Source organism: Nocardiopsis oceani (assembly GCF_054777395.1).
In genome coordinates, this window is sequence record NZ_BAAHAR010000030.1 from 55,693 (window position 1) to 79,061 (window position 23,369).

At 69.4% G+C, this 23,369-nt stretch carries 21 protein-coding genes and 1 pseudogene; 17 read left to right on the top strand and 5 right to left on the bottom strand.

All coding sequences use genetic code 11. The features are described from left to right. Positions 1-191: 191 nt before the first annotated feature. The 3 genes from ACYVDG_RS18975 (at position 192) to ACYVDG_RS18985 (ending at position 2,929) form a co-directional block, all read left to right on the top strand. Positions 192-1,010 (top strand): WbqC family protein, encoded by an 819-nt coding sequence (locus tag ACYVDG_RS18975; RefSeq protein WP_460754517.1) that lies wholly within the window; start codon positions 192-194, stop codon positions 1,008-1,010. 123 nt (positions 1,011-1,133) lie between these two features. After that, positions 1,134-1,847: a PIG-L deacetylase family protein gene (locus tag ACYVDG_RS18980; protein ID WP_460754520.1), complete on the top strand. Its 714-nt coding sequence runs from the start codon at positions 1,134-1,136 to the stop codon at positions 1,845-1,847. Between the two features lie 98 nt (positions 1,848-1,945). Beyond that, positions 1,946-2,929: an NAD-dependent epimerase/dehydratase family protein gene (locus ACYVDG_RS18985; RefSeq protein WP_460754524.1), complete on the top strand. Its 984-nt coding sequence runs from the start codon at positions 1,946-1,948 to the stop codon at positions 2,927-2,929. Between the two features lie 288 nt (positions 2,930-3,217). Here ACYVDG_RS18985 and ACYVDG_RS18990 read toward each other — a convergent pair whose 3' ends face one another. Both ACYVDG_RS18990 and ACYVDG_RS18995 read right to left on the bottom strand, forming a co-directional pair. After that, positions 3,218-3,574: a DUF202 domain-containing protein gene (locus tag ACYVDG_RS18990; protein ID WP_460754527.1), complete on the bottom strand. Its 357-nt coding sequence runs from the start codon at positions 3,572-3,574 to the stop codon at positions 3,218-3,220. An 8-nt stretch (positions 3,575-3,582) separates the two neighbouring features. Next, positions 3,583-3,930, bottom strand: coding sequence for a YidH family protein (locus ACYVDG_RS18995; protein ID WP_460754530.1), 348 nt, complete (start codon positions 3,928-3,930; stop codon positions 3,583-3,585). Positions 3,931-4,203: 273 nt separating this feature from the next. Here ACYVDG_RS18995 and trxA point away from each other — a divergent pair, with 273 nt between their 5' ends. The 12 genes from trxA to ACYVDG_RS19055 all read left to right on the top strand — a co-directional run bounded on the left by trxA (position 4,204) and on the right by ACYVDG_RS19055 (position 18,913). Next, positions 4,204-4,578, top strand: a complete 375-nt coding sequence (trxA, locus tag ACYVDG_RS19000) for a thioredoxin (RefSeq protein WP_460754533.1) — start codon at positions 4,204-4,206, stop codon at positions 4,576-4,578. Positions 4,579-4,766: 188 nt separating this feature from the next. Next, positions 4,767-6,164 carry a hypothetical protein gene (locus ACYVDG_RS19005; protein ID WP_460754536.1) on the top strand — a complete coding sequence of 466 codons (1,398 nt, stop codon included), beginning with the start codon at positions 4,767-4,769 and terminating at the stop codon, positions 6,162-6,164. A gap of 1,470 nt (positions 6,165-7,634) precedes the next feature. After that, positions 7,635-9,650, top strand: coding sequence for a hypothetical protein (locus ACYVDG_RS19010; RefSeq protein ID WP_460754541.1), 2,016 nt, complete (start codon positions 7,635-7,637; stop codon positions 9,648-9,650). Beyond that, the gene (locus ACYVDG_RS19015; RefSeq protein WP_460754544.1) at positions 9,647-10,903 is read left to right on the top strand and encodes a hypothetical protein; all 1,257 of its coding nucleotides are present in this window, start codon (positions 9,647-9,649) and stop codon (positions 10,901-10,903) included. Before ACYVDG_RS19010 ends, ACYVDG_RS19015 begins: the two co-directional genes overlap by 4 nt. Next, positions 10,900-12,213, top strand: coding sequence for a hypothetical protein (locus ACYVDG_RS19020; RefSeq protein ID WP_460754548.1), 1,314 nt, complete (start codon positions 10,900-10,902; stop codon positions 12,211-12,213). The genes ACYVDG_RS19015 and ACYVDG_RS19020 overlap by 4 nt, the downstream gene beginning before the upstream one ends. Positions 12,214-12,451: 238 nt before the next feature. Next, complete coding sequence (pstB, locus tag ACYVDG_RS19025; RefSeq protein WP_460754551.1) at positions 12,452-13,324, top strand: phosphate ABC transporter ATP-binding protein PstB; 873 nt, start codon at positions 12,452-12,454, stop codon at positions 13,322-13,324. A 50-nt stretch (positions 13,325-13,374) separates the two neighbouring features. Further along, positions 13,375-14,178, top strand: a complete 804-nt coding sequence (locus ACYVDG_RS19030; protein WP_460754554.1) for a response regulator transcription factor — start codon at positions 13,375-13,377, stop codon at positions 14,176-14,178. Between the two features lie 392 nt (positions 14,179-14,570). Next, positions 14,571-15,746 (top strand): phosphate ABC transporter substrate-binding protein PstS, encoded by a 1,176-nt coding sequence (pstS, locus tag ACYVDG_RS19035; RefSeq protein ID WP_460754557.1) that lies wholly within the window; start codon positions 14,571-14,573, stop codon positions 15,744-15,746. Between the two features lie 173 nt (positions 15,747-15,919). After that, complete coding sequence (pstC, locus tag ACYVDG_RS19040; protein WP_460754560.1) at positions 15,920-16,924, top strand: phosphate ABC transporter permease subunit PstC; 1,005 nt, start codon at positions 15,920-15,922, stop codon at positions 16,922-16,924. After that, positions 16,921-17,826, top strand: a complete 906-nt coding sequence (pstA, locus tag ACYVDG_RS19045; RefSeq protein ID WP_460754563.1) for a phosphate ABC transporter permease PstA — start codon at positions 16,921-16,923, stop codon at positions 17,824-17,826. The genes pstC and pstA overlap by 4 nt, the downstream gene beginning before the upstream one ends. Before the next feature lie 236 nt (positions 17,827-18,062). Beyond that, positions 18,063-18,281: an EF-hand domain-containing protein gene (locus tag ACYVDG_RS19050; protein ID WP_460754568.1), complete on the top strand. Its 219-nt coding sequence runs from the start codon at positions 18,063-18,065 to the stop codon at positions 18,279-18,281. 5 nt (positions 18,282-18,286) lie between these two features. Next, positions 18,287-18,913, top strand: coding sequence for an HAD-IA family hydrolase (locus ACYVDG_RS19055; protein ID WP_460754571.1), 627 nt, complete (start codon positions 18,287-18,289; stop codon positions 18,911-18,913). A gap of 30 nt (positions 18,914-18,943) precedes the next feature. Here ACYVDG_RS19055 and ACYVDG_RS19060 read toward each other — a convergent pair whose 3' ends face one another. Continuing rightward, positions 18,944-19,654 (bottom strand): spermine/spermidine synthase domain-containing protein, encoded by a 711-nt coding sequence (locus ACYVDG_RS19060; RefSeq protein WP_460754574.1) that lies wholly within the window; start codon positions 19,652-19,654, stop codon positions 18,944-18,946. Between the two features lie 129 nt (positions 19,655-19,783). On the opposite strand from ACYVDG_RS19060, the gene ACYVDG_RS19065 reads away from it, so the two are divergent. Then, positions 19,784-20,200, top strand: a complete 417-nt coding sequence (locus ACYVDG_RS19065) for a DoxX family protein (RefSeq protein WP_460754578.1) — start codon at positions 19,784-19,786, stop codon at positions 20,198-20,200. A gap of 53 nt (positions 20,201-20,253) precedes the next feature. On the opposite strand, the gene ACYVDG_RS19070 is transcribed toward ACYVDG_RS19065, so the two are convergent. Beyond that, on the bottom strand, positions 20,254-20,823 hold the full coding sequence (locus ACYVDG_RS19070) for a hypothetical protein (RefSeq protein ID WP_460754581.1): 570 nt from the start codon (positions 20,821-20,823) through the stop codon (positions 20,254-20,256). Between the two features lie 58 nt (positions 20,824-20,881). On the opposite strand from ACYVDG_RS19070, the pseudogene ACYVDG_RS19075 reads away from it, so the two are divergent. Further along, positions 20,882-22,383, top strand: a pseudogene (locus ACYVDG_RS19075) (cellulase family glycosylhydrolase). A 128-nt stretch (positions 22,384-22,511) separates the two neighbouring features. Here the strand turns inward: ACYVDG_RS19075 and hisG are convergent. Further along, positions 22,512-23,366: an ATP phosphoribosyltransferase gene (gene hisG / locus ACYVDG_RS19080; RefSeq protein WP_460754584.1), complete on the bottom strand. Its 855-nt coding sequence runs from the start codon at positions 23,364-23,366 to the stop codon at positions 22,512-22,514. Positions 23,367-23,369 lie beyond the last annotated feature (3 nt).

Below are 23,369 nucleotides of genomic sequence, written 5' to 3' on the forward strand. Positions count from 1 at the left end.
GAGGTTCACCCAAGTTCGCGTCCTATGTAGGCCACGCAAATCGTATACACGGGCTTGCGTGAGGTGGTACCCATAAGAAGATATTTCAGGCGAGGCATCCGGAGGCGCGCCATGCCCCCGGGCCAATCCGATACTGCTTAGTAGGCGACTCGGGAAACCCTCGCCGAAAGTGACCCAATGAGACAAGGAGAATGCCCGGCGTGATCGGCGGCTCTCGATCCCCCTCGCCAGATCCTGCCCACGACTATCCGGAGCACAGCAACGGCGAACCCGCCGTCACCAGGGACGACACCGATCGTATTCGCGCGGCGGTCCACCAGCCGCACTACTGGCCCTGGCTGGGGCTGATCGACAAGATTGACCGCTCCGACCGGTTCGTCATGCTGGACACGGTCCAGTTCGAACGCCGTGGTTGGCAGAACCGGAACTACGTGGCGGGGCAGGGCAAGCCCGTGCTGCTTACCGTGCCAGTCGCACAAGCGAGCCGCGGCGAGCGCATCCAGGACAAGAAGATAGACAACACACAGAAATGGAGAATCAAGCACTACAGGGCACTTGCTGAACACGTTTACCGCAAGGCCCCCTACTGGGCCGATTACCGTGACGAAATCACCCAACTGTACGAGACCGAGTGGGAAAACCTAGCAGACCTGGCCATAGCGACCACGCGCATGCTGATGCGCGGATTCGGAATCGACACTCCGATCCTGCGCGCCAGCGAGCTCGGGGAGTTCCCCGGGCAGAAGAGCGAGCTGCTCGCCCAGATCTGCGCCAAGGCCGGAGCGGACACCATGCTCTCGGGAGACGGTGCGAGGGACTACCTGGACCCGGACATCATGCACCGCCACGGGTTGGACATCGAGTGGCAGGACTTCCGGCACCCGGTGTACCCACAGCACACACGCGGACCCGCCGACGAATTCGTGCCTCGCCTGTCGGCGATCGATCTCCTACTCAACGCCGGACCAGACTCGCTGCACGTGCTCCGACAGGCAAGATCCCGAAGCTGATTCGGCACCCAGAAAGGATCAGCAGGCGGATCACCGCCCGCCCGTGCACCGGGTGCAGCAAGGTCCCGACGACACGGGTTATCACCGATCGCCACCCAATTCGGCAAAGGACGGGAAACTGGCATGACGACGGACTGGTCACAGGAACGCATCCTGGTCTACTCCCCCCATCCCGATGACGAGACCCTCGGCTGCGGCGGCCTGATGCACAAGGCCAAGCGCGCGGGCGCAGAGGTCTTCGTGCAGTTCCTGACGGTCGGTGACACCGCTGACCAGTCCCCGAAGGGCTACTCCACCGCGGAGGAGCGCTACACCGAAGTCAAGAAGACCGCGGAGCACTTCCGCTGGGACGACTGGCACATGGCCCTGCCAGGCGACACGCACCACCTGAGGCTGGACGCCGTCCCCCGGGTGGACCTGACGCAGCTGATCGAGCGGGAGAGCCCGCTCTCGATCGCGCGTATCAAGCCGACTGTGGTGCTCGTACCGCACCGCACCAGCTACAACCAAGACCACAAAGCCGCAGCAGAGGCCGTGCACACGGCGCTGCGCCCCTCGAACACCCGCCTGCGCCACCATCCCCGGCTGGTGCTGGCGTTCGAGGAGGCCGCCGACCAGTGGCGGATCGAGCCAGTGGAGTCCCCCAACTTCATCGTCGAACTCGAGGAGGAGGACCTGTTGGCCAAGCTCCAGGGAATGGAGCTTTACGGCTCGCAGAGCCACGAGCACCCGCACACCCGTTCCGAACTCACCCTGCGCAGCCTCGCCGTCCTCCGTGGGATGCAGGCCGGGGTCGCCCTCGGCGAGGGCTACCACGTCCTGCGCCATTTGGCCTGACGGGCAGGGCCTTGCACGAGCCCCCGCCTGCCACACACGCGAAGACCTATCCCCCTGAAGAACAGAACAAGCACATCGCCCGTAGTGGAGGGGAAACCATGAAGGCTGTCATCACTGGCGGAGCCGGGTTCATCGGCTCCCACCTGTGCGATCACCTAGTCGCCCAGGGACACGAGGTCGTCGTCCTCGACGACCTCTCGACCGGGTCGCGGTCGAACCTGTCACAGGTGGAGAACACACCCGGATTCCGTTTCGTCCAGGGAGACATCCTGGATCGCAAGCTCGTCGACGAGCTCGTCGCGGAAGCTGACACCGTGTTCCACCTCGCCGCAGCAGTGGGTGTCTACAACATCGTCGACAACCCGCTGCGCTCGCTCCGCATCAACCTGCACGGAACGGAGAACATCGTGGAGTCCGCGGTCAAGCACCGCGTTCCGTACATGGTGGCCTCGACCAGTGAGGTCTACGGCAAGAACGACGCCAACGGCCTGAAGGAGAACGACGACCGGATCTACGGTTCGCCCATCAAGAGCCGCTGGTCCTACGCGGCGGCCAAGGGCCTCGACGAGCTGGTCGCCTACGTCCACGGCGTGGAGGCCGGAGTGCCGTGCGTCATCACGCGCTTCTTCAACGTGGTGGGACCGCGCCAGACGGGCCGGTACGGCATGGTCGTTCCGCGCTTCGTCGACCAGGCACTGTCGAACGAGCCCATCACCGTGTACGGCACGGGCACCCAGCGCCGCTGCTTCGGCTCGGTGTACGACGTGGTGCCCACCCTGACCCGGTTGATGGAGACCCCCGAAGCCTACAACCAGGCGGTCAACCTAGGCGGACGCGAGGAGGTCTCGATCAAGGGGCTGGCGGACCGGGTCGTGGAACTGACCGGGTCCCGCAGCGCGATCACCTACATCGACTACGAGGAGGCGTACGGGGAGGGCTACGAGGACATGCAGCGCCGGTTCCCGGACACGTCCCTGGCCGCTCGGCTGATCGGCTACGAGCCGACCAGGAACCTGAACGACATCATCGGATCGATCGTCGAGCAGCGCCGTTCGAACGCGTCGGTGCCGACACCGGCTTAACTGCGCTGAAGCGGTAGGTGTCGGCCGGGAGGACGTCCCGTCGGGTGCCCCGCCACCCGAACCCCCCTCCCCAGGACGGCCCCGTCGGCCACTGACCGCCGAACAGCCACGGAGGGTGTGACGAGGCCCGGCCCCCGCCTCGGCGACCCGACCACCGCCCGTCACAGGGCACGCCCGTACCAGGGAACAAGCCGGACACCCTGCCCTACCAAGCCACTACCCCGCCCGTACACAGGGCATGACCGGGCCCGTGCATGGCCCCGCCCGTACACAGTGCGTGTCGCCGGCTCACGACACGATGACCGTCAGCACCACGGTCACCGTCAAGGCGAGGACACCCGAGCTCAGCGCGACCATCGCCCACGGTCGGGCCACGTTCAGCGGGGGCTCACCCGTGTCCCGTTCCCGCAGCCCGCACGCGGTACGGCGCCACCTCAGCCACAGGTGCAGCCCGAGGCCCGCGCCCAGCAGCAGGGTGAAGGCCATGACACCCACTCGGAGCAGGGGGTCGACCTCGGGCACCACGGTGGATCCCGGCACCAGCGGGCCGCGCAGGTACAGCAGCGCCACCACCACGAGCAGGATGAGCATGCGCTGCCAGGACAGCAGCGTGCGTTCGGGTTGGAGCCCGGGGTCCCGTTCCACCCGCCGGTTCACAGCAGGTTGCCGAGGAGGACCAGGGCGCACACCAGCCCGATCGCGAACGTGGTCACGAGCGGAAGCGCGCTCATCGGCAGGCTTTCCCCCCGTCTCATGGCGCGCTGTACGCGGTACCAGCGCATCGGCGCGTACACGGTCACCACACCGGCGAGGACGGCCAGGAGCAGACCGACGACCGTGCGCGGCGCCTCGTCCCAACCGAGCGGAAGCAGGTGCAGTACGGCGACCGCTCCCGCGAGGAGAGCCAGTGCGGTACGGATCCACGCAAGGAAGGTACGTTCGTTGGCCAGGGTGAAGCGGTAGTCGACGACCTGTTCTCCCTCGTGCGCCTCAGCGCTCATCGGCACCCCCGGTTTCGGCGTTCAGCTCACAGAGGGAGCACTGGTCACGACAGTGAACCCGTGCCCCTCAGGCTGACACTAGCCGCGTTCGGATTTTCCTCCCAAACAGGTATTCAACACGTGTTGTGTCGGAAACCTCCGCTTCGGCGGGGGCCCGAAGCACCCCTGAGGCATGTGGAACAAACGAGTGGGCACGACCGCTGTAGCCCCCAGGAGGATGGCAGTTGGCCACCGGTCGACACCAACAAGACGAACGAAGAGGCAGGAGACCACGTGTCCACCGTCGAACTCACCAAAGACAACTTCGCCGAGACGCTGAAGGACAACGAATTCGTCCTCATCGATTTCTGGGCGGACTGGTGCGGACCCTGCCGTCAGTTCGCCCCGGTATTCGAGACTTCCTCGGACAAGCACACCGACATCGTGCATGCCAAGGTCGACACCGAGGCGCAGCGTGAACTCGCGTTCGAGTTCAAGATCCAGTCCATCCCGACCCTGATGATCGTGCGGGATCAGACGGTCATCTACAACGAGCCGGGTGCGCTCCCCGCCGAGGCCCTGGAAAGCCTGATCACCCAGGCGCGGGAGCTGGACATGGAGGAAGTCAAGAACAAGATCGCCGAGCAGGGCGACGACGCCCAGCAGTAGAGCGGTACCCAGACTTCGACCGCCCCGGCGGACGCTCCGGCAGGGGGCGCCGTCGGGGCGTTCGCGTTCCGGAACCCGGAACCATCCGCACCACCCCTGGTGAACGACGGCGCGCACGGCAGTGCCGCGCTCGGTCGAGTGCGGCCGCACGCCCGTGCCGCTGGACACGCGGTGCCAGAATCGGTGGCATGTCTCTCCCGCCCCGGAGCAACGGACGCCACCCCGGTCGCCCGGACCATCACACGGCCCCTTCCAACCGCGCGCCTCAGGCAACGTTCGAGATCCGGACCACAAGACGGTTCGAATGGTTCACTGCGGCCCTCACGGCCTTCCCGGTCAGCCTCATCCTCGGTATCGCCGCGGCGATACTGGCGATACTCGTGCTGGAAGCGGCCCTGCCGCCGGATGTGCTCGTCCCTGCGGGCCTCGCCGCGGGCGCCGCCTGCGCGGTGTTCTTCCAGCTCGGGCTCATGATCGCCACCGTGCCGCGGCACTGGGCGAAGCAGGGGGTGCGGGTGGACGGCGACGGCATCCAGCTGTTCCGGGAGCGGAAGTGGTGGTTGGACGGCACCAGCGCACGCGTCAGCTGGGACGATATCCACCACATCGACTCGAGCAGCACCAAGTCGAGCTTCGACTTGACCAGGAAGAACCGTGTCTCCGTGGTCGAGATCCATCTGCACCGGACGGACCAGGACCTGCGCCTGCCCGCCTGGAGCCGGCTGCTGGCGGAGGGCGAACGGGGATGGGGCGTCACCGCCGCGTACCGGTCGGCGCTGGTACTCAACATGAACGGTATCGGCCACCGGTACTCCCTGTTGGAGCACCTGCGCCGAACCGTTCCGGACCTCAGCCGCGGTCGGGGGGTCGAGCGGGCCGTCCGGGCACAGGAGGCCCTTCAGGCGCCGGGGGTCCGGCAACGGCAGGAGGACAGCCGGGGGCAGGGAGCCCGTCCGCAGTCGGCACACCCGCGGGACCACGGTCGGGGCCACGGGACCGGTCGGCCCCCGCGGGCCGCGCACCCCGCGCGCACCACCACCGAATGGATCAGTCTGCGCCTGAACCGGATCGGCGCGTGGGCGATCGGCGCGGCGATGCTGCTGGGTTCCTGGGTCCTCATCGTGCTCGGCGTCCGCGTGGCCCTCACGGGCCATGTCCCCTTCGCTGTCGCCGTTTTCTTCCTGGCCCTGGTCACCGTGCCGCTGAGCTTCTGGTCCCTGCGGTCCCTGCCCCGCTGCCTGGTCCGCCAGGGGATCAAGGTGGACGGATCGGGCATCACCCTCGTCCAGGAGCCCTTCCTGTGGTGCGCGAGGCGCACCGCGCACCTGCCCTGGACCGAGGTCCGCGTGGTCCAGGGGGAGAAGCTGGGCGAGAACAGCCGGCTCGTCTACGTGTTCATGCACCACCCGGACGCGCTCTCCACGGCCCCGACCTGGTGTGTCCTCAACAACCGGGCGGATCACAAGGCTCCGGCGAACACCGACGACCCACTCACGCTGATCGTCGTCAGGGCACCGGACCGGGCGCTCATCCAGTTCTCCAAGGCGGCACACGCGGCTCGGCCGGACCTGGTGGTCAGGGCCTGACGCCGCCCCCGAGGTGGGGTTCCCGGGGCAGGAGCGGGGCAGCTGCGTGCCAGACCGCCACCCCACCGGCACCACCCCCGGTGACCGGTGGCATTCCCTGTGTTGACGCAGGTGGCCGGGTGTGGCCGTACACGCTCAGTGTGAAGGAAGCGATGCCAGAATTGGCGCCATGCTTCCCCCTCCCCAGGGTCACGGGGGCCAGCCCGGTCGCCCGAACCCCACACCGCCCATGGGTCCCCCCGGACACGCGCCCGGCCTGTACGGCCCTCCGCCGACGCCGCAGCAGTACGGCACCGGCCCCCGGCACGGGGCACCGTACGGCGCCCCGCCACCCCAGTACCCGCAGCAGCAGTACCCACAGCAGCAGCGGTACGGGACCCCTGCGTCCCAGTCGGCGCCGCCGTCCCCGTTCTGGGAGGACCTCGGCCGGGAACGGCGCGGCCTGTGGGGGTGCGGCGCCGTCGCGATCGTCCTGGTGCTCGGCTTGGCGCTGTTCACCGCCGCCCTTGTCGGCCAGGATGAAAGCGCGCTCGGGACCACGATCCTCCTCCTGGTGTTCGCCCTGCTCTGTGCCTTCTTCCTGTTCCGTGCCGTCCCCCGGGTCACCACGGCACAGGGGATCGGTGTGGACGCCAGCGGGATCACCTTCGAGCAGAAGGCCAAGTGGTGGTTCAAGGGCCGCACCCTGACCGTGCCCTGGCACGAGATCGTCGCGGTCAAGAACAGAGCCGGCTCGATCTCCTACTACCTCCGGCGCACCCCGCCCACGGAGCTCACCCCCACCTGGATCAACCACGTGGCCGAGGGGGCCGACAACCCCGAGAGCGAGGACTACAGCCCGCTGGCCCGGCTGACCTTCCCCTCCGCGGGCGAGCAGCAGAACCGTTTGGTCGAGGCGGTCCGCGCCTGGCGCCCCGACATCACCGCCGCGCCCCGGCCCACGTTCCACACCCCGGTACCCGGACACCACGGCCACCCCCAGGCCGGGTACCAGCAGGCGACGGGCCACCCCCGATCCGGTCACCCCTCAGCGGGTCAACCGCAGGCACCGTTCGAGGTCCGCACGAAGAGACGGCTCGAATGGTTCGTGGGGCTGATCCCCGCCCTCTTCATGGGCCTCTTCATGGGCGCGCCGATCGTGATCCTGCTCCAGTCGGCCACCTCACCCGTCGACCTCGTCCCCCTGTCAGTGCCCGGGATCATCCTTCTGGCATCGCTCGTCTACACCTGGTTCATGGTCGTCACCATGCCCCAGTACTGGGCGAAGCAGGGCGTCCGGGTGGACGCAGCGGACCGCCCTCATCCAAGCCGCCCGGGCTGCCCGCCCCGACTTGGTGGTCAGGGTGTAGGTGGCAACCGTATCGATACCCGTCGGCGCCGGTCGGCGCGGTCAGTGGGGGTGCGGGGCGGACGTGGCCGGATGCGGTCTCGGTGGCCAACGGACCCGCCGACTCTGCTTCACTGTGCTGCGTGTATTCCCCCACCAGTGAACATCAGACCTGGCTCGACCTGCGCGGCATGCGCCGCGGACTGTGGGTCACCGGCATGGTCGCCGCCCTCCTCATGTTCGCCGTCTCGCTCCTCACCCTCCTGAGCTCCGCCGGAGCCGAGTTCGAGGACCTCCTCCGCAACGCTGTGGTCTGTGCGGCCGCGCTGGTAGCGACCCTGGCACTGCTCTGGACTCTGCCGCGGTCGCTCACCGCGCAGGGCATCGCCGTGGGCCCGGAGGGTGTCGACTTCGTACAGCGACCGCTGTGGTGGTTCCGCGGCCGCAAGCTCTCGGTGCCCTGGCGCAAGTCCCGGGGCTTCCGGTTCGAGCCGCCCCCCAACACCCGCGGGACCGTGGTCGGTGAGGGCAGCATCCAGCACTTCACGGCGTACTTGTTCCGCACCCCGCCGGCGCACATCCTGCCCTCGTGGCTGAAGCTCGCCCCCGAAGGGGTCGGCGGCGCCGACTTCCCCCACGTGCGCATCCCCCTGGCACCGGAACAGCGCCGACCACTGGTCGAGGCACTCAGCACCCACTGCCCGGACGGGCTGTTCGAAGGCGGATCCGCCGTCCGTCCACAACCCCGGCAGGCTCACTCGGTACCCCCGGACACGCACGCCCAGCCCGGTCCCCCTGCCCCCACCGGACACACCCCGTCCGGGAACGCCGGACACCCCGCCCCGCCCACGGATACGCCTCCCCCCGCGCCCGTTCCCCCTCCGCCCACCCGCCCGGATCCCGGTACCGCACCTCGGCACCCCGCCGTCACCGGATTCGTGAGCGCCCGCGAACGCCGCATCCGGACCTGGCGCTTCGGTTTCCTGGCGGCCACCGGCGTTTTCGTGCTCACGGGACTGATGCCGCTCCGCAGGGTTCTCGAGGACGTCGCCGCGGGCCGGGACCGGATCCTGGCCGCGGAGCTCGTCCTGCCGCTGCTGGGGATCGGTGCCGCCGCACTGGTGGTCATGTGCGTGCTGGTCGCCTACCTACCCCAGTTCTCGACCGTCCAAGGGGTCCAGGTGGGCCCCAACGGGATCTCCGTGGTCAAGGAGCGCCGGTGGTGGTTCCGAGGCCACCAAGCGTTCGTCGCCTGGCACGACATCCACCACATCGCCTCCAGCAGCCGCAGTGACGGGGAGCGCCACCGCAGCATCACGGAGGTGCACCTGCACCGGGCCGACCACGAGATGCGGCTGCCGCGGTGGGCACCGCTGGTCATGGCCGGCCGGAACAGGTGGGGACGCTCCGCGCCCCGGCCCCTGCTACTCATCGACATGCTCACCCCCTCACGTGCCAGAGAGCTGTTCGAACTGCTGCGCCGGGCACGCCCCGACCTGCTCGACGCCGCCGTGGCCGAACGCGCCGACACACAGCGCTGGTCCGGCCCGGAGTCCCGGCAGCCCGTACAGACGCCGGACCGGTTCGCGCCGGACCCCGCATGGGTGGACGTTCGCCCGCGCCGTGCCCTGGGGTGGGCGTTCGCGCTGTTCATCGCCGGATCCGGCACCTGGCAGTGCGCCCGGATGGCGGCGGCGGACCTGGCGGGCACGGGCCCCGGAGCGCCGATCCCGTTCTACCTCCTCAGCACGGCCTTGCTCCTGCTGCTCTGGGCGGGGGTGTGCTGGAGCGCGCCGCGCTTCTTCACGGTCCAAGGGGCCTCGGTCGACAACGCGGGGATCACCCTGGTCCAGGAACCCCTGCTGTGGTTCGAGGGCCGCACGCTCTTCCTGTCCTGGGACGACGTGCGTATGGCCCGGACCGCCAGTGTCCGCGGGGCCAAGGCGAACTCGGAGAAGAAGGTGGTCCTGATCTTCCTCCACGAACCGGACATGGTCACGCACACGCCGACCTGGTGCACCTTCTCGTCCTACGAGGACACCGAGCCACCCGCCTCCGTCGAGCGCCCGCTCACCCGGATCACCGTCTCGATCGGCTGGAACACCGGGGAACTGGCCACGGCGCTCCGCGGGATGCGTCCCGACCTGGTGCCGATGTGAGCACGGGCCGCGGCGGAGGCACCGCCCCCGAGGGGTTTGTGAGCCTGCGGCGCGACCAAGCCCTCTCGTGGAGCATGCGTGTCTTCTTCGCCGTCTTCATTCTCCTGGGGATGGGGGCCCTCCCGCTGTACGTCCTGTTCGGCCACCTGCGAGAGGGGCAGACCCTCGGGGAACAGGAAACGGCGGTATTCCCGATGCTGGCGCTCGGTGCGGGCGCGCTTGTCTGGCTGGTCGTACTGACCGCCGCCCTGCCGCGTTCCTGGTCGCGGCAGGGCGTACGGGTGGACCACACCGGAATCACACTCCTGCGTGATGCCCTGTGGTGGTCCAGCGGGCGCCGGTCCGCCGTCCCCTGGACCGACATCCACCACATCACGCTGGGGCACAGCAGGTCGGGGCGGGGCCGCACCCTCGTCCGCCTGCACCTGCACCGGCCGCCTTTCCCGAAGCAACCGTTGCCGCAATGGGCCACGCGGGCACCGGCCGACCGGGACCGGAAGCGGCCCGACCCCTGGCCGCAGCTGATCCTCGCCGTCCCCCCGTCCGCCCATGCGGACCGGCTGGTGGCGGTGGTGCGGGAGGCCGCACCGGACCTCTTCGGGGAGGCCGTGGTCGAACAGACCGATGCCCTGCGCCGCGCCAACACCGCGGAACACCGGGCGCCCACCGCGGCGGATCCCGGACCGGACCCCGTCGTGGTGGACACACGGCGCCGCAGAGCTCGGTGGTGGACGGTGGGCGCGCTGGTCGTGCTGTACTACTCCGCGATGGGAATAGTGATGCTCATAGAAGAGGTCGGCTCCTCCCGAGGGCTGACCCTCGACAACGCCCCTGCCACGGTGCTCATGGCCGTCACCCTGTCCCTCTTGTGGTGGTGGGTGGTCTGGGGCGCTCCCCGCTGCATGACCCGCCAGGGGGTTCGGGTCGACCGTTCTGGTCTCACCCTCATCCAAGAGCCGCTGCTCTGGTTCGGCGGCCGTACGGTTGCCCTTCCATGGGACGGGATCCGCCTGGTCCGCGGGGCCGCCCTGGGCGGCCAGGGGACCGGCGGCACGGTCACCCTCCTCCTCCAGGGACCCGACGCGGTCAGCGAAGCACCCACATGGTGCACCGTGAACCTCCGCGAGGAAGCACTGTCACCGGCTTCCCCGGATCACCCGCTCACCCGGATCAGCATCTCGGTCGGAGGCGGCGACGCGGCCCTGGCCGCCGCGGTGCGCGCGATGCGCCCGGACCTGACGGTCGCACTATGAGTACCGGACCGAAGCAAGCGGTGTGGGCGCCGTTCGGCAACACCTTCCTCCTCTGGGGCAGCGGTCTGCTCGTCGCCCTTGTACTCGCGGGGGCCGCCCTGGTCCCCGACGCCGGTACCACGGTTTCCACCGTGCTGGCTGCGGTAGCGGCGGGCTTCGTGGCTTTTCTGCTGCTGGTTCTCCCGTGGGCGGTCACCGAACACGGCATCCGTGTCGACGCCGCTGGCGTGTCCTTCGAACAGCGGCCGAAGTGGTGGTCGCGCGGCCGGCTCCTGCACGTGCCCTGGGACGAGATCGTGGCCGTGGTGAACGTCGACGCGGCCGAAGGGATGCGCAAGACGTCGGACCGCGGCGCCGACGATCGCGAGCTCTCCTTCTACCTGTACGACCTTCCGCTCGGAAAGCGCTCACCGACCTGGGTCAGGTTCGTCATGGAAGACGGGGACCACCTCGACGAGCCGACCCTCGAAGCGTTTCCCCGTGTGGCGGTGGTCTTCCGTGCCGACCAGACCGTGCGGATCATCGACGCGGTCGGTGTGTGGCGGCCCGATCTGGTCGAACCCACGTCCCCTGTCCACCAGCCCACAGCCCTCGATCCCACTGGCCAGATCCCCGAGACCACCGACCGGCTCCCCGAGGCCACGGCCCATGCCTCCGAGGCCGTGAACCAGGTTGCGCGGCCCTCCGACGAGCCGGACCACGGCACCGTGGACTGCGGCGGCCCCCAGGTGTGCACCTGGCTGGTGCTGACGTGCGTGGCTGCCTTCTTCGTCATGGTGACGTTGCTGACCGGCATCTTCGCGCTGGAAGTGGCGGCGGAGCCCGTACCGGGATCGGTGGCCGGACTTGCCTTCTCCGCCGTGTTCGCGCTCCTCCTCTTGGGCGCACTCATCACCCTCACCGTGCTGGCGCCCCGTACCCTCACCGTTCACGGAATCCGGGTGGACCGGCACGGGATCACCCTCTTCCGCTCCCCCAAGTGGTGGTTCCACGGGCAGAGCGCGCACGTGCCCTGGGAGGACGTGCACCTGGTCGAAGCACATGTCATGGGCCGCCGGAGCACCACCACCCGGGTCGAGGTCCACCTCTACGGCGGCCGATCCGACCTCCGGCTGCCTCCTTGGGCCCAACTGGTACCGACCGGCGGGAAGAAGTGGATGTTCAGCGCGGACCGGCACCCGGTCCTGTTGGTCATGCCTCCCGGCCGTTTGGGTACTGACCGGCTCCTTGCACTGGTCCGCCGGATCCGCCCCGACCTGATGACCGAACACCTGAGGCGGGGCAAGCCCCCGCGCCCGCTGGAGGACTGACCGTTCTCGGGCGTACCCGCCGGGTCCACCGCCGCGCACGCACCGACGGAGTGACCTGTCCCGGACCGGGCGACACCGGAACGTCACCGGGGGCTTCCCACTCCACCGCCCACGTTCACCTCGGCCACGGGGTTCGTTCACCCCCGCTTCACACGGACATATTTGCATGGGTACCGACCGCGCTCCGCGGGTTCGCCCCGCGGGACCACCGAACTCCGTCCGACCCGGAAGTGGCCCCATGTCTGTCAGCAACACCGCTACCCCGCGCGGCACCGAGTCCGGCCGCGGGATCGCCCCCGACACCGTCCGGTACAACCGCGAGATCCCCGACCTCGGCAACCCCGTCTTCGACATCTCCGACCTGTCGGTCATCTACGGGACCAACCGAGCCGTGCGCGACGTCGGCCTGAAGGTGGGCCCGCAGCAGATCACCGCGATGATCGGCCCGTCCGGCTGCGGAAAGAGCACGGTCCTGCGCACGCTCAACCGGATGAACGACCTCATCCCGGGTGCGCGGGTCGAGGGGAAGGTGACCTACCACGGCGAGGACCTGTACGCCCCCGAGGTGGATCCGATCGAGGTCCGCCGCCGGATCGGCATGGTCTTCCAGAAGCCCAACCCCTTCCCCAAGTCCATCTACGACAACGTCGCCTACGGCCCCCGGATCAACGGTTCGCGCGCCAACATGGACGACCTGGTCGAGGAGACCCTGACCAAGGCCGCCCTGTGGGACGAGGTCAAAGACAAGCTGAAGGAGAGCGCCTTCGCCCTCTCCGGCGGCCAGCAGCAGCGCCTGTGCATCGCGCGCACCATCGCGGTGAACCCCGAGGTCATCCTCATGGACGAGCCCTGTTCGGCGCTCGACCCGATCGCCACGCTCAAGATCGAAGACCTGATGTACGAGCTGGCGGCCGAGTTCACGATCGTCATCGTCACCCACAACATGCAGCAGGCGGCGCGCGTCTCGGACCGCACCGCCTTCTTCACCGCCGCCGTGGACGACGCCGGGGACCGCTACGGCAGCCTCGTCGAGTACGACGAGACGGCGACGATCTTCAGCAAGCCCTCCGACCAGCGCACCGAGGACTACATTTCCGGACGCTTCGGGTAACAACGCCCCGCGTTCCACCCGGCCATCCCCTCGACGAAGTGGACCCGCCCATGCCCGCGCCCACCCCTTCCTCAACCGTTCCCCCGCCTTCGGGCGCGCCGGACGACGAGGTGCGGGTGGAGCGGGTGGACCGGGTGGACCAGCCGGAAGGTCCGCTTCGGGTTCTGCTGGTGGAACCGGAGTCCGAGCAGTCGCATCAGCTCGTGCTCTCGCTGAGCGGCCACGACGTGGACATCACGGTCTGCGTGGACGGCGCCGAAGCGCTGCTCCGCGTGGGGTTGATGCGCCCGGACACCCTGTTGACCAGCGCGGCGCCGCCTGAGGTGGACCTCGAGACGCTGGTGCGGGTGACCCGGCGGGCGACGGATATCCCCATCCTCATCGGGGTCGGCCCGGGCGACTCCCAGCGGGCGATGCGCGCTCTCTCCGCGGGGGCGACCGCGTGCGTGAACCGCCCCTACCGGATCCCCGAACTGGCGGCGCTGCTGCGGGGCTCGCTGCCGGGCCCGGACGGAACTCCGGCCGTCGTTCCCGGTGCGCCGTCGGCGCTGCGTTCGGGCGACCTGGAACTGGACGCGCTCGGCCACCGGCTGTTCGTGGACGGACAGCCGGTCGACCTGGCACTGCGGGAGTTCGGGATCATGGACTTCCTGCTCAGACACAGCGGCAGAGTGGTCAGCCGCGAGGAGCTGTGGACCGAGGTCTGGCGCAAGCCCCTCCCCCCGGTGAACAACACGATCGCCGTGCACATCCGCCGCCTCCGGCACAAACTCGGTGATTCCGAGGCCAACCCCCGATTCATCCACACGGTCCGCGGTATCGGTTACCGGCTGGACACCGCGAACGGCGGATAGGCGGCACCCAGGGAAGAAACAGGAACCACCAGGAGGGCCCTCCGAAAAATCCGGAGAGGCCCACCGTTCATGTTTCCGTCACCTTTCCCCAAGGCGCATGAACGAATGAACCGACGAGAGCTCGAATGCGTCATCTTCCCGACGCCCGAACATCCGCGACTCGGCCGAGAGTCCCCTCATAACCGCAGTTCAGTGCAGATTGATTCCGCGCGCTCGATACCACGGACACCATCATGCACCTCGCCCGTTATTGAATAGTGATATTCATTCACCCGCCATTCATCCGTCTTCTACCCAACGGCCGCTATTTCGATGACGCAGCGACTTTCTACGCACCTAGTGTCGTTTTACGTCAGCCCCGACAGCGGTGATTCAACGAGGAGAACTACGACATGCGCAACGGGCGTTCCAAGCTCGCCGTTCTGGCGGCCATCCCCCTGCTCGCGGCCGCGTGCAGCAACGGTGGCGGGGAGACCGATGAAGCGAACGGCGGCGCCGATCTCAGCGGCTCCCTGACCGGCGCCGGCGCCAGCTTCCCGGACCCTCTGTTCCAGGACTGGATGCACACCTACTCCAACGATGTCCAGCCGGGCATCAGCATCAACTACCAGAGTGTCGGCTCCGGAGCCGGCATCGAGCAGTTCCTCGAGCAGACGGTCGACTTCGGTTCGTCCGAGCGCTACCTCACCGACGAGGACCTGGAGACCGCCTCGGAGGCCCGCGGCTGCGAAGCCATCCAGTTCCCCGTCGTGTTCGGTTCGGTCGTCATCGCCTTCGACAACCCGGACCTGGAGGGCCTGGTCCTGGACGCCGAGGCGGTCGCGGGCATCTTCGCCGGTGAGATCGACACCTACACGGACCCGGCGATCGAGGAACTCAACCCGGACATGGACCTGCCCGACGACGGGATCGTCCCGGTGCACCGCTCCGACAGCTCCGGCACCACCGAGGTGTTCACCCACTACCTCAGCCACGAGGTCGACTGGTGGGCCGACGAGTACGGCAGCGGCAGCGAGATCGACTGGGCCGACGGCCTGGTCGGCGGTCAGCAGAACGACGGTGTCGCCCAGGGCATCAGCCAGAACCCGGGCGGCGTGGGCTACGTGAACCAGGCCTACGTGGACGAGGCCGGCCTGGCCGCGGCCACCATCGTCAACGCCGACGGCGAACCGATCGAGCCGACCCTGGAGTCCACCACCGCCGCCTCCGAGGAGGCGGACATCCCCGAGGACTTCCGCTTCAGCATCGACGACATCGGCGGTGAGGGCTACCCGATCGCCGGCACCAACTGGATCTTCACCTACACCTGCGGCTACGACGACGAGACCGCGGACGCGCTCATCGACTTCTGGACCTGGGCGCTGGAGGACGAGGAAGCCAACGAGGTCGTCGCGGAGCTCGGCTACGCCCCGCTGAGCGACGAGCTCAAGGAGCGCGTGCTGACCGAGATCGAGCGCACCAACTCCGAGAACGGCGCCGGTGACGGCGCTGACGACGGCGAAGCCGACGAAGGCGACGCGGACGGCGACGACGCCGACGGGGACGTAGAGAACGACACCGACGAGTAACACCCCACCGGGGTCGGGGCTCGCCCCGACCCCGTTCCCTCCCGCCCCGGGCCCGTCCCCGGGTCCGGGCCCGTCCCCGGGTCCGGGCGTGCCCGGCGGAACAGCGAGCCGCCACGCGTCGCCCGGCGCACCGCTCTCCGACTCCCACGAAAGCCATCAAGAGGAGACGCACCATGTCCACTGAGGCCCCCGAGGCCCCGGCCCCGGAGGAACCCCGGCGGGGCACGCTGAGTTCCAGCAAGGGGCGCTTCGCCGACCCGATCTTCAAGTGGGCCGTCGCGGCCTGCGGAACGATCGTGCTGGTCATCCTGGCGCTGATGGTCATCCGGACCACCTCCGAGGCCTGGCCCGTCTTCGCCAAGGAGGGCTTCTTCGGCTTCCTGTTCGGCGAAGAGTGGCAGACCGGGAACTCCCGGACCGAGATCACCGGCACCTACGGAGCCTGGCCGTTCATCTACGGCACCCTGGTCACCTCGGCCATCGCCATCGTCATCGCGCTGCCGCTGGCGATCATGGTCGCCTTCTACATCACGCACCTGGCCCCGCGCCGCCTGGCCAAGCCGCTCGCCTACACGGTGGAGCTGCTCGCGGCGGTGCCGAGCGTCATCTTCGGCCTCTGGGGCCTGCACTGGTTCCTACCGAACGTCCTGCGCCCCTTCTTCGAGGTCCTCGAGAGCCTCCTCGGCTGGGTCTTCCTCTTCGAGGGACCGATCCGGGGCGTCGGCTACCTGGCCGCCGGGATCGTGCTGGCCATCATGATCCTGCCGATCATGACCGCCATCATCCGCGAGGTCATCTCGGTCCACCCGATCGACCAGCGCATGGCCGCCTACGCGCTCGGGTCCACCCGCTGGGAGGTCATGCGCAAGGTGGTCCTCCCCGCCAGCTTCTCCGGGATCGTCGCCGCGGCCATGCTGGGCCTGGGCCGCGCGCTGGGAGAGACCATCGCGGTCCTGATGCTGATCGGCGGCTCCCAGTCCTGGGGGGCGAGCCTGTTCGGGACCGGCAGCAGCATGGCCTCGCACATCGCCGCGACCTTCGGTGAGGCAACGCCGGAGGCCAGGACCGGGCTGATGGCGATCGGTGTCGCCCTCTTCCTGGTCACGATGATCGTCAACATCCTCGCCCGTATCATCGTCTGGCGCCTGGGGCGCATGACGGGAGACGCCGCCGTATGAGCACCACAACCGCCCCACCACGCCGCCCCGCCCCGTTGAGCGAGCGCCCTCCGGGGTCCGCGTACCGGCGCTTCAAGGACCGGTCGGCGACCGTGGCCCTGACCGCGGCCATGGTCATCGCCATGATCCCGCTGGTCCTGATCATCTTCGAGGTGACCCGTCGGGGCATCGGCGTGGTCAACCTGGACTTCATCACCCAGACCGAGCCGCCGCCCCGGCGCGACGGCGGCGGCTACGCGGCCGGGTTCTTCGGAACGCTGTACATCATGGCGCTGGCCGTCTTGATGTCCATCCCGTTCGGCATCGCTACGGCCGTCTACATCGTCGAGTACGGCCCGAACCGGATGACCTCGGCGATCCGGTTCTTCACCGACGTGATGACCGGTATCCCGTCGATCTTCGTGGGCCTGTTCGTGTACGGGCTGCTGGTGATCGGCTGGGGCGGTATGGGCTTCGGTACCTTCGCCGGCGCGGTGGCGATCGCCGTGATGATGCTGCCGATCGTCACCCGGTCCGCGGAGGAGATGCTCCGGCTCGTCCCCAACGAGATGCGCAACGCCAGCTACGGTTTGGGCGCCCGCAAGTGGCAGACGATCGTGCACACGGTCCTGCCCGCGGCCGCTCCGGGCCTGACCACCGGCTCGATGCTGGCTGTGGCCCGAGGCATCGGTGAGACCGCTCCGCTGCTGCTGACCGCCTTCGGGTCCGGCCTGGTTGTCACCTCCCTTCAGGGCGACCCGCAGGGCGCGGTCCCGATGCAGCTGTACCGGGGCGCCGCCCAGCCCTTCGAGGCCGGTATCGACCGTGCCTGGGGCGCCGCACTCTGCCTCTTCGTGCTGGTGCTGGCGTTCACCGTGGTGGCCCGCTGGATCGGGTCGAAGGCGGCCACCAGCACCCACTGACCGGCCAAAGGACCAACTGTCGCCACCGAGGGGCCGCACGCGGGGCGTGCGGCCCCTCGGCCGTTGTCACCGCTGGCCAGGCGCATCGGCCAGGTGGCGCTCCTCAACACGGCCGGGCCTGCCCGGGTCACCTCGCCGGGCCCGGCTCCCGTACACCACTGGCCCGTACGCGCGGCCACCGGTAGCCTGGCGCGAGCCCGATCCCCCTCCCCAGCAGACCCGGAGTGTGACCCCCGATGGCCGAGACCGCCGACTACGCCGCCACCTTCGCCCTCGTCGACACCGACGGCGACGGTCTCATCTCCGCGCAGGAGCTGGCGTCGCTGATGCGCAACCTGGGTGACCAGACCACCGACGAACAGGCCGCCGACGTGGTGCGGGCGATGGACAGCGACGGCGACCACCGGATCTCGCTGGACGAGTTCGCCCGCTACATGTCCCAGAACCAGGGCTGACCCCCTTGGGCGCTCAGAACGGCGCACCGCGTGCCCTCCTCTGCGACGTGGACGGGGTCCTGCGGCTGTGGCCGCCCGAAGCGATGACCGGCGCCGACCTCGCCCACGGCCTGCCCGAGGGCACCCTGGCTGGCACGGCCTTCCACCCCGACCGCCTGCTGCCCGCGATCACCGGCCAGGTCACCGACGAGGAGTGGCGCGAGGGCATCGCGGCCGCACTGGCCGACCGCTGCGGAGGCCCCGACCGGGGCCGATCCCTGGTCGCGGCGTGGACGAAAGTGCCGGGAACGGTGGACCACGAGGTCGCGGAGCTGCTGACCGCCGCCCGAGACCACGTGCCCGTAGTCCTGGTGTCCAATGCCACCACCCGGCTGGAGTCGGACCTGGCTGCCCTGGGCCTGGCCGACCTGGCCGCGGACGCGGTCAACACGTCCCGGGTGGGCGTGGCCAAACCGGACCCCCGGGTCTACCGGATCGCGGCCGAACGCGCGGGTGCCGCCCCGGAGGAGTGCGCGTTCGTGGACGACAGTGCCACCAACGTGGCGGCCGCCCGTGAACTGGGCATGACGGGGGTGCACCACCGCGGCCCCGCCGACCTGCGGGCGGCCATGGAGCGGTGGGGGCTGGCCTGAGCAACGCCCCGGACAACCTCCCGTTGGCCTCTAGAGGGGGTTTGAAGCGAGGTAGACGGTGTCCGGGACGCCCCGGGCGACCAGCACCTCCACGACCTCCACCGACGCGAAGCGGGACCTGAGCAGGTCCTCGAAGCTGTCGACGGCGTTGGCGCTCCAGAACGAGAGCACCCCGCCGGGCTTCAGCAGGCGGATGAGCTGTTCCAGGCCCGCTGCCTCGTACAGCCGGTTGTTGTTCTCCACCACGGTCCAGTCGGGGCCGTTGTCGGTGTCCAGGCAGATGACGTCGTAGCGGCTCGGTTTCACGGCCCCGGACGCGTCCTCCAGCCACGCGACGATGTCGGCGTTGTGGACGAGGCAGCGGGGGTCGTGGTGGACGTAGTCGGCGGCCTCGCCCAGTTCGCCGTCGTGCCAGGCGATCACGTGGGGTTCGAGCTCCACGACGTCCACGCGGGACACCTGGGGGTGGTCGAGAGCCTCGCGGGCGGAGAAGCCCACGCCGAGACCGCCGATCAGCACGCGGGCGTGCGAGCGGCCCGAGGGGAGCCCGGCCAGGCTCGCGCGCACCATCTCCCGCTCCGAGGTCCCGTCCCGGGTATCCATGAGGAAGAGGCCGTTGGAGTAGATCTCGTAGTGCGCGCCCTCACGGCGCAACACCAAGTCGCCGCCGGTCTCCCCGGTCACCCGGGCCAGGGTGACCGACTCACCTTCGGGGGCGAGTTCCCGCGTTCGCTGGTTCATGTCCCCAATTGTGCCTTCGAACCGGCCCCGCCCGTGGGGATTTCGGTCCCGCGCGCATTCAGGCGGGCCGGTGCGAGGACACTTCCTTACTGACGAGTAGGTTTGGGGAGCACCGCGAAAGGAGACCGGATGAACCCCCTGAAGAGCACGACCCTGGACAGAGTCCGCAAGGCGGCACCGCTCGCGCTCGGCGGCGTCTTCGTGGGCGCCGGAGTGCTGCACTTCCTCAAACCGAAGCCGTTCGAAGCGATCATGCCCCGGCAGCTGCCCGAACCCCGCGCGTGGGTCTACGGCAGCGGTGCCGCCGAACTCGCCTGCGGCGTGGGACTGCTCACCCGCCGGAAGTGGGCGGGACCGGCCAGTGCCGCGCTGCTCCTGGCGGTGTGGCCCGCCAACATCCAGATGGCTCTCGACTCCGGCTCGGGACGGCTGCCGTCGGTGGCCGACGACAAGGTGCTGGCCTGGGGGCGGGTTCCCCTGCAAATCCCCCTGATCTGGGCCGCGCTCCAGTCGCGCCCGCGCGGAAGCGAGAATCCACCGCAGTGATCCGGAGGCCGGCCCGGAAGAGCACCCGGACCGGCCCCGAGAGGCCCCGCTACTCAGGCCCCACCGGTGGTCTCCGCCGGTTCCGGCTGCTGGTCGGGGGCGGTGAACCGGTGGACGAGCGCCACGGGCAGCGCGCACACCCACCCCGCACAGGCCGCCCAGAGCAGGCCGCTGAGCACGCCCGCGAAGGCGAAGCCGAAGAGGACCAGCGGCCCCACACCGATAGCCGCCGCAGCAGCGGCGGCGCGCAGCGCGTTGGCGAGCACGAGCCCCAGCAGGATCCCGGCCCAGGCGGACAGCAGAACCCGCCAGGCGTTGGCCTCGGGACGGCGCCGTACGGCCCGGTGCACCCACCATGCGGCGACGGCCGCCAGGAGCACGACGGCGACGAGTTCGACCACCAGGTTCCAGCCGGGCTGGCCCACGAAGGAGACCAGGCGCAGCCGGGGAAAGGCGAAGGGCACGCCCAGGGAAGTGGGCAGCATCAGCCATGCGGCGCGGGAGCCGAGCCAGGTGACGAAGGCCGCGCTACCGAAGAGCAGGCAGGGGAGGAGGGCGGAAACAGCGGTGGCCGTGGCGGCAACGGGGGGACGGTTATTGCGAATAACATTCACGTTTTGCATCATAGTGACCTAGCTCTCATCGGCACAGCCCACGTCTTCCCCCATCCCCAGGAGCGAGATGCGGCGCACCGGCAAGCGCAGACTCGTCACGGCCCTCCTGTCCGTCCTCGTTCTGGTGCTCGGCGGCCTCGCCGCCAGCATCACCCGGAACGACCCCGGCCCCACCAGGTACATCACCGACGACCAGGGGCGGGCGCTCTTCCTGCACGGCTTCAACACCTCCGGCTCCGCCAAGAGCGACCCGGACCGGCTGCCCTGGATCACCGAAGAGGACGTCCAGACCGAGTACGACACCATGGGCACCAACTTTGTTCGCCTCCTCATCCAGTGGCAGGCCCTGGAGCCCGAAGAGGGCGTCTACGACGAGGAGTACCTGGACGCGGTCGCCGAGCGCGTCGGCTGGTACGCGGACCTCGGCTACCACGTGCTCCTGGACATGCACCAGGACCTCTACGGCCGTTACACCAGCCCCGAGGAGCACTCCGGCAACGGCGCACCCGAGTGGGCCACCCACAACGACGGGCTGCGCGTGGAGAGCAACGAGATGTGGGAGCTCGTGTACCTGGAACCCGGGGTGATGCGGGCCTTCGACCACTTCTGGGGAACCACCGGCGAGCACCCCGATCTGATGGACGCCTACGCTGACGCCTGGGGCCACGTCGCCGAACGCTTCTCCGGGGCGACCCCGCGGTCATCGGCTACGACCTCATGAACGAGCCCTTCGGCGGCAGCCTCCAAGGCACCGACTTCGAGGCCGGCCCCCTCGCCGAGCTCTACCGCCTCTCCATGGCGCGGATCCGCGAGTCCGACCAGGACACGTGGATCTTCGTGGAGGGGCAGGCCGTCGGCGTGAACTGGGGACTGCCGTCGGCCCTGCCGCACCTCGACGACCCCCGCGAGGGCCGGCCCCGGATCGTCTACGCCCCGCACATGTACGCGTTGCCCATGGACCTGGGTCAGCCCTACGAGGGCGACGCCAGGGGACAGGTCGACACGAGCGTCGACGCGTGGTCGCGCAGCGTCCAGGTGGTGGGGGAACGGCTGGAGGCGCCGATCGTGCTGGGCGAGTTCGGCCTGGACATGTCCGGAGCGGGCGCGCCGGAGTTCGTCGAGCGGATGCTGGAGGAGACCGAGGCGATGTCCACGGGTCGGGCGTACTGGTCCAACGACCACGACGGCTGGGGGCCTTGGGAGGAGCGGGAGGGGAACGACCAGGAGCTCACCCCCGGTCCGCTGGCGGACGTGATGAACCGGGCCTATCCCCGCGCGATCGCCGGGGAGCCGGCGGATCTGGGTTACGACACCGGGGAGGCCGCACTCCGGGTGCGCTACACCGAGCGCACTGAGGTGTCCGGGGCCACCGAGCTGTACCTGCCCGAGGACACCTTCGGAGACGGGCCCGGGGAAGGGTCCGGAACCGGGTTCGAGCTCGCCGTGGACACTCCGTCCGGTGACGAGGGCTGGACGGCGGACTGGGACGGCGAGCTGCGGGTCCTCCATGTCACCGTGGCGGGGGCCGCCGACGGCGACGAGACCACACTGACCGTCACGCCCGGCTGACGCCGACGGCCGCGCCCTCATACGGCTCCGGAACGGGGCGGGCCGCGTCACATAGGGCCGGAGCCACGGGGCCGGCCGACCGTCCCCGTGGCCCCTACAGGCGGGTGATCCCTACAAGCTGGTGGCCGCTACAGGCGGCAGGCGTAGATGTCGGTGACCAGGATGGCGCGGGCGCCGAGCTCCCACAGGTCGTCCATGATCCGCTGGGCCTCCTTGCGGGGCACCATCGAGCGGACCGCGACCCAGCCCTCGCGGTGCAGCGGGGAGACCGTCGGCCCCTCCATGCCCGGCGTGAGAGCGGCCGCCCCGTCGAGCTTCTCGGCGTGCACGTCGTAATCCATCATCACGTAGTCGCGCGCCACCAGGACGCCGCGCAGGCGGCGGAGCAGGAGGTCGATCTGCTGGTCCTCCGAGGCGCCCGTCGGCCGGATGACCACGGCCTCCGAGACCAGGATCGGGTCGCCGAAGGTCTCCATTCCCGCGTTGCGCAGGGTGGTCCCGGTGGAGACGACGTCGGCCACCGCGTCGGCCACGCCGAGCTGTACCGAACTCTCCACGGCACCGTCCAGGTGGATGACCCGCGCGTCCACGCCCTGCTCGTCGAGGTAGGAGCGGAGGAGCCCGTCGAAGGACGTGGCGATGCGCTTGCCGTTGAGGTCGGCGAGCTTCATCTGGTCGCCGCCGGGGGCGGCGAAGCGGAAGGTGGACCCGCCGAAGCCCAGCGGGAGGACCTCGTCCACCGGGGCACCGGAGTCCAGCAGCATGTCGCGGCCGGTGATCCCGGCTTGGAGGATGCCCTCGCCGACGTAGACGGCGATGTCCTTCGGGCGGAGGAAGAAGAACTCGGTGCTGTTGTCCGGGTCGACCAGGACGAGGTCGCGGCTGCTCTTGCGCTGCCGGTACCCGGCCTCGCGCAGCATCTGGACGGCGGGATCGGACAGCTGGCCCTTGTTGGGCACGGCGATCCTGAGCATGTCGGGCATGTC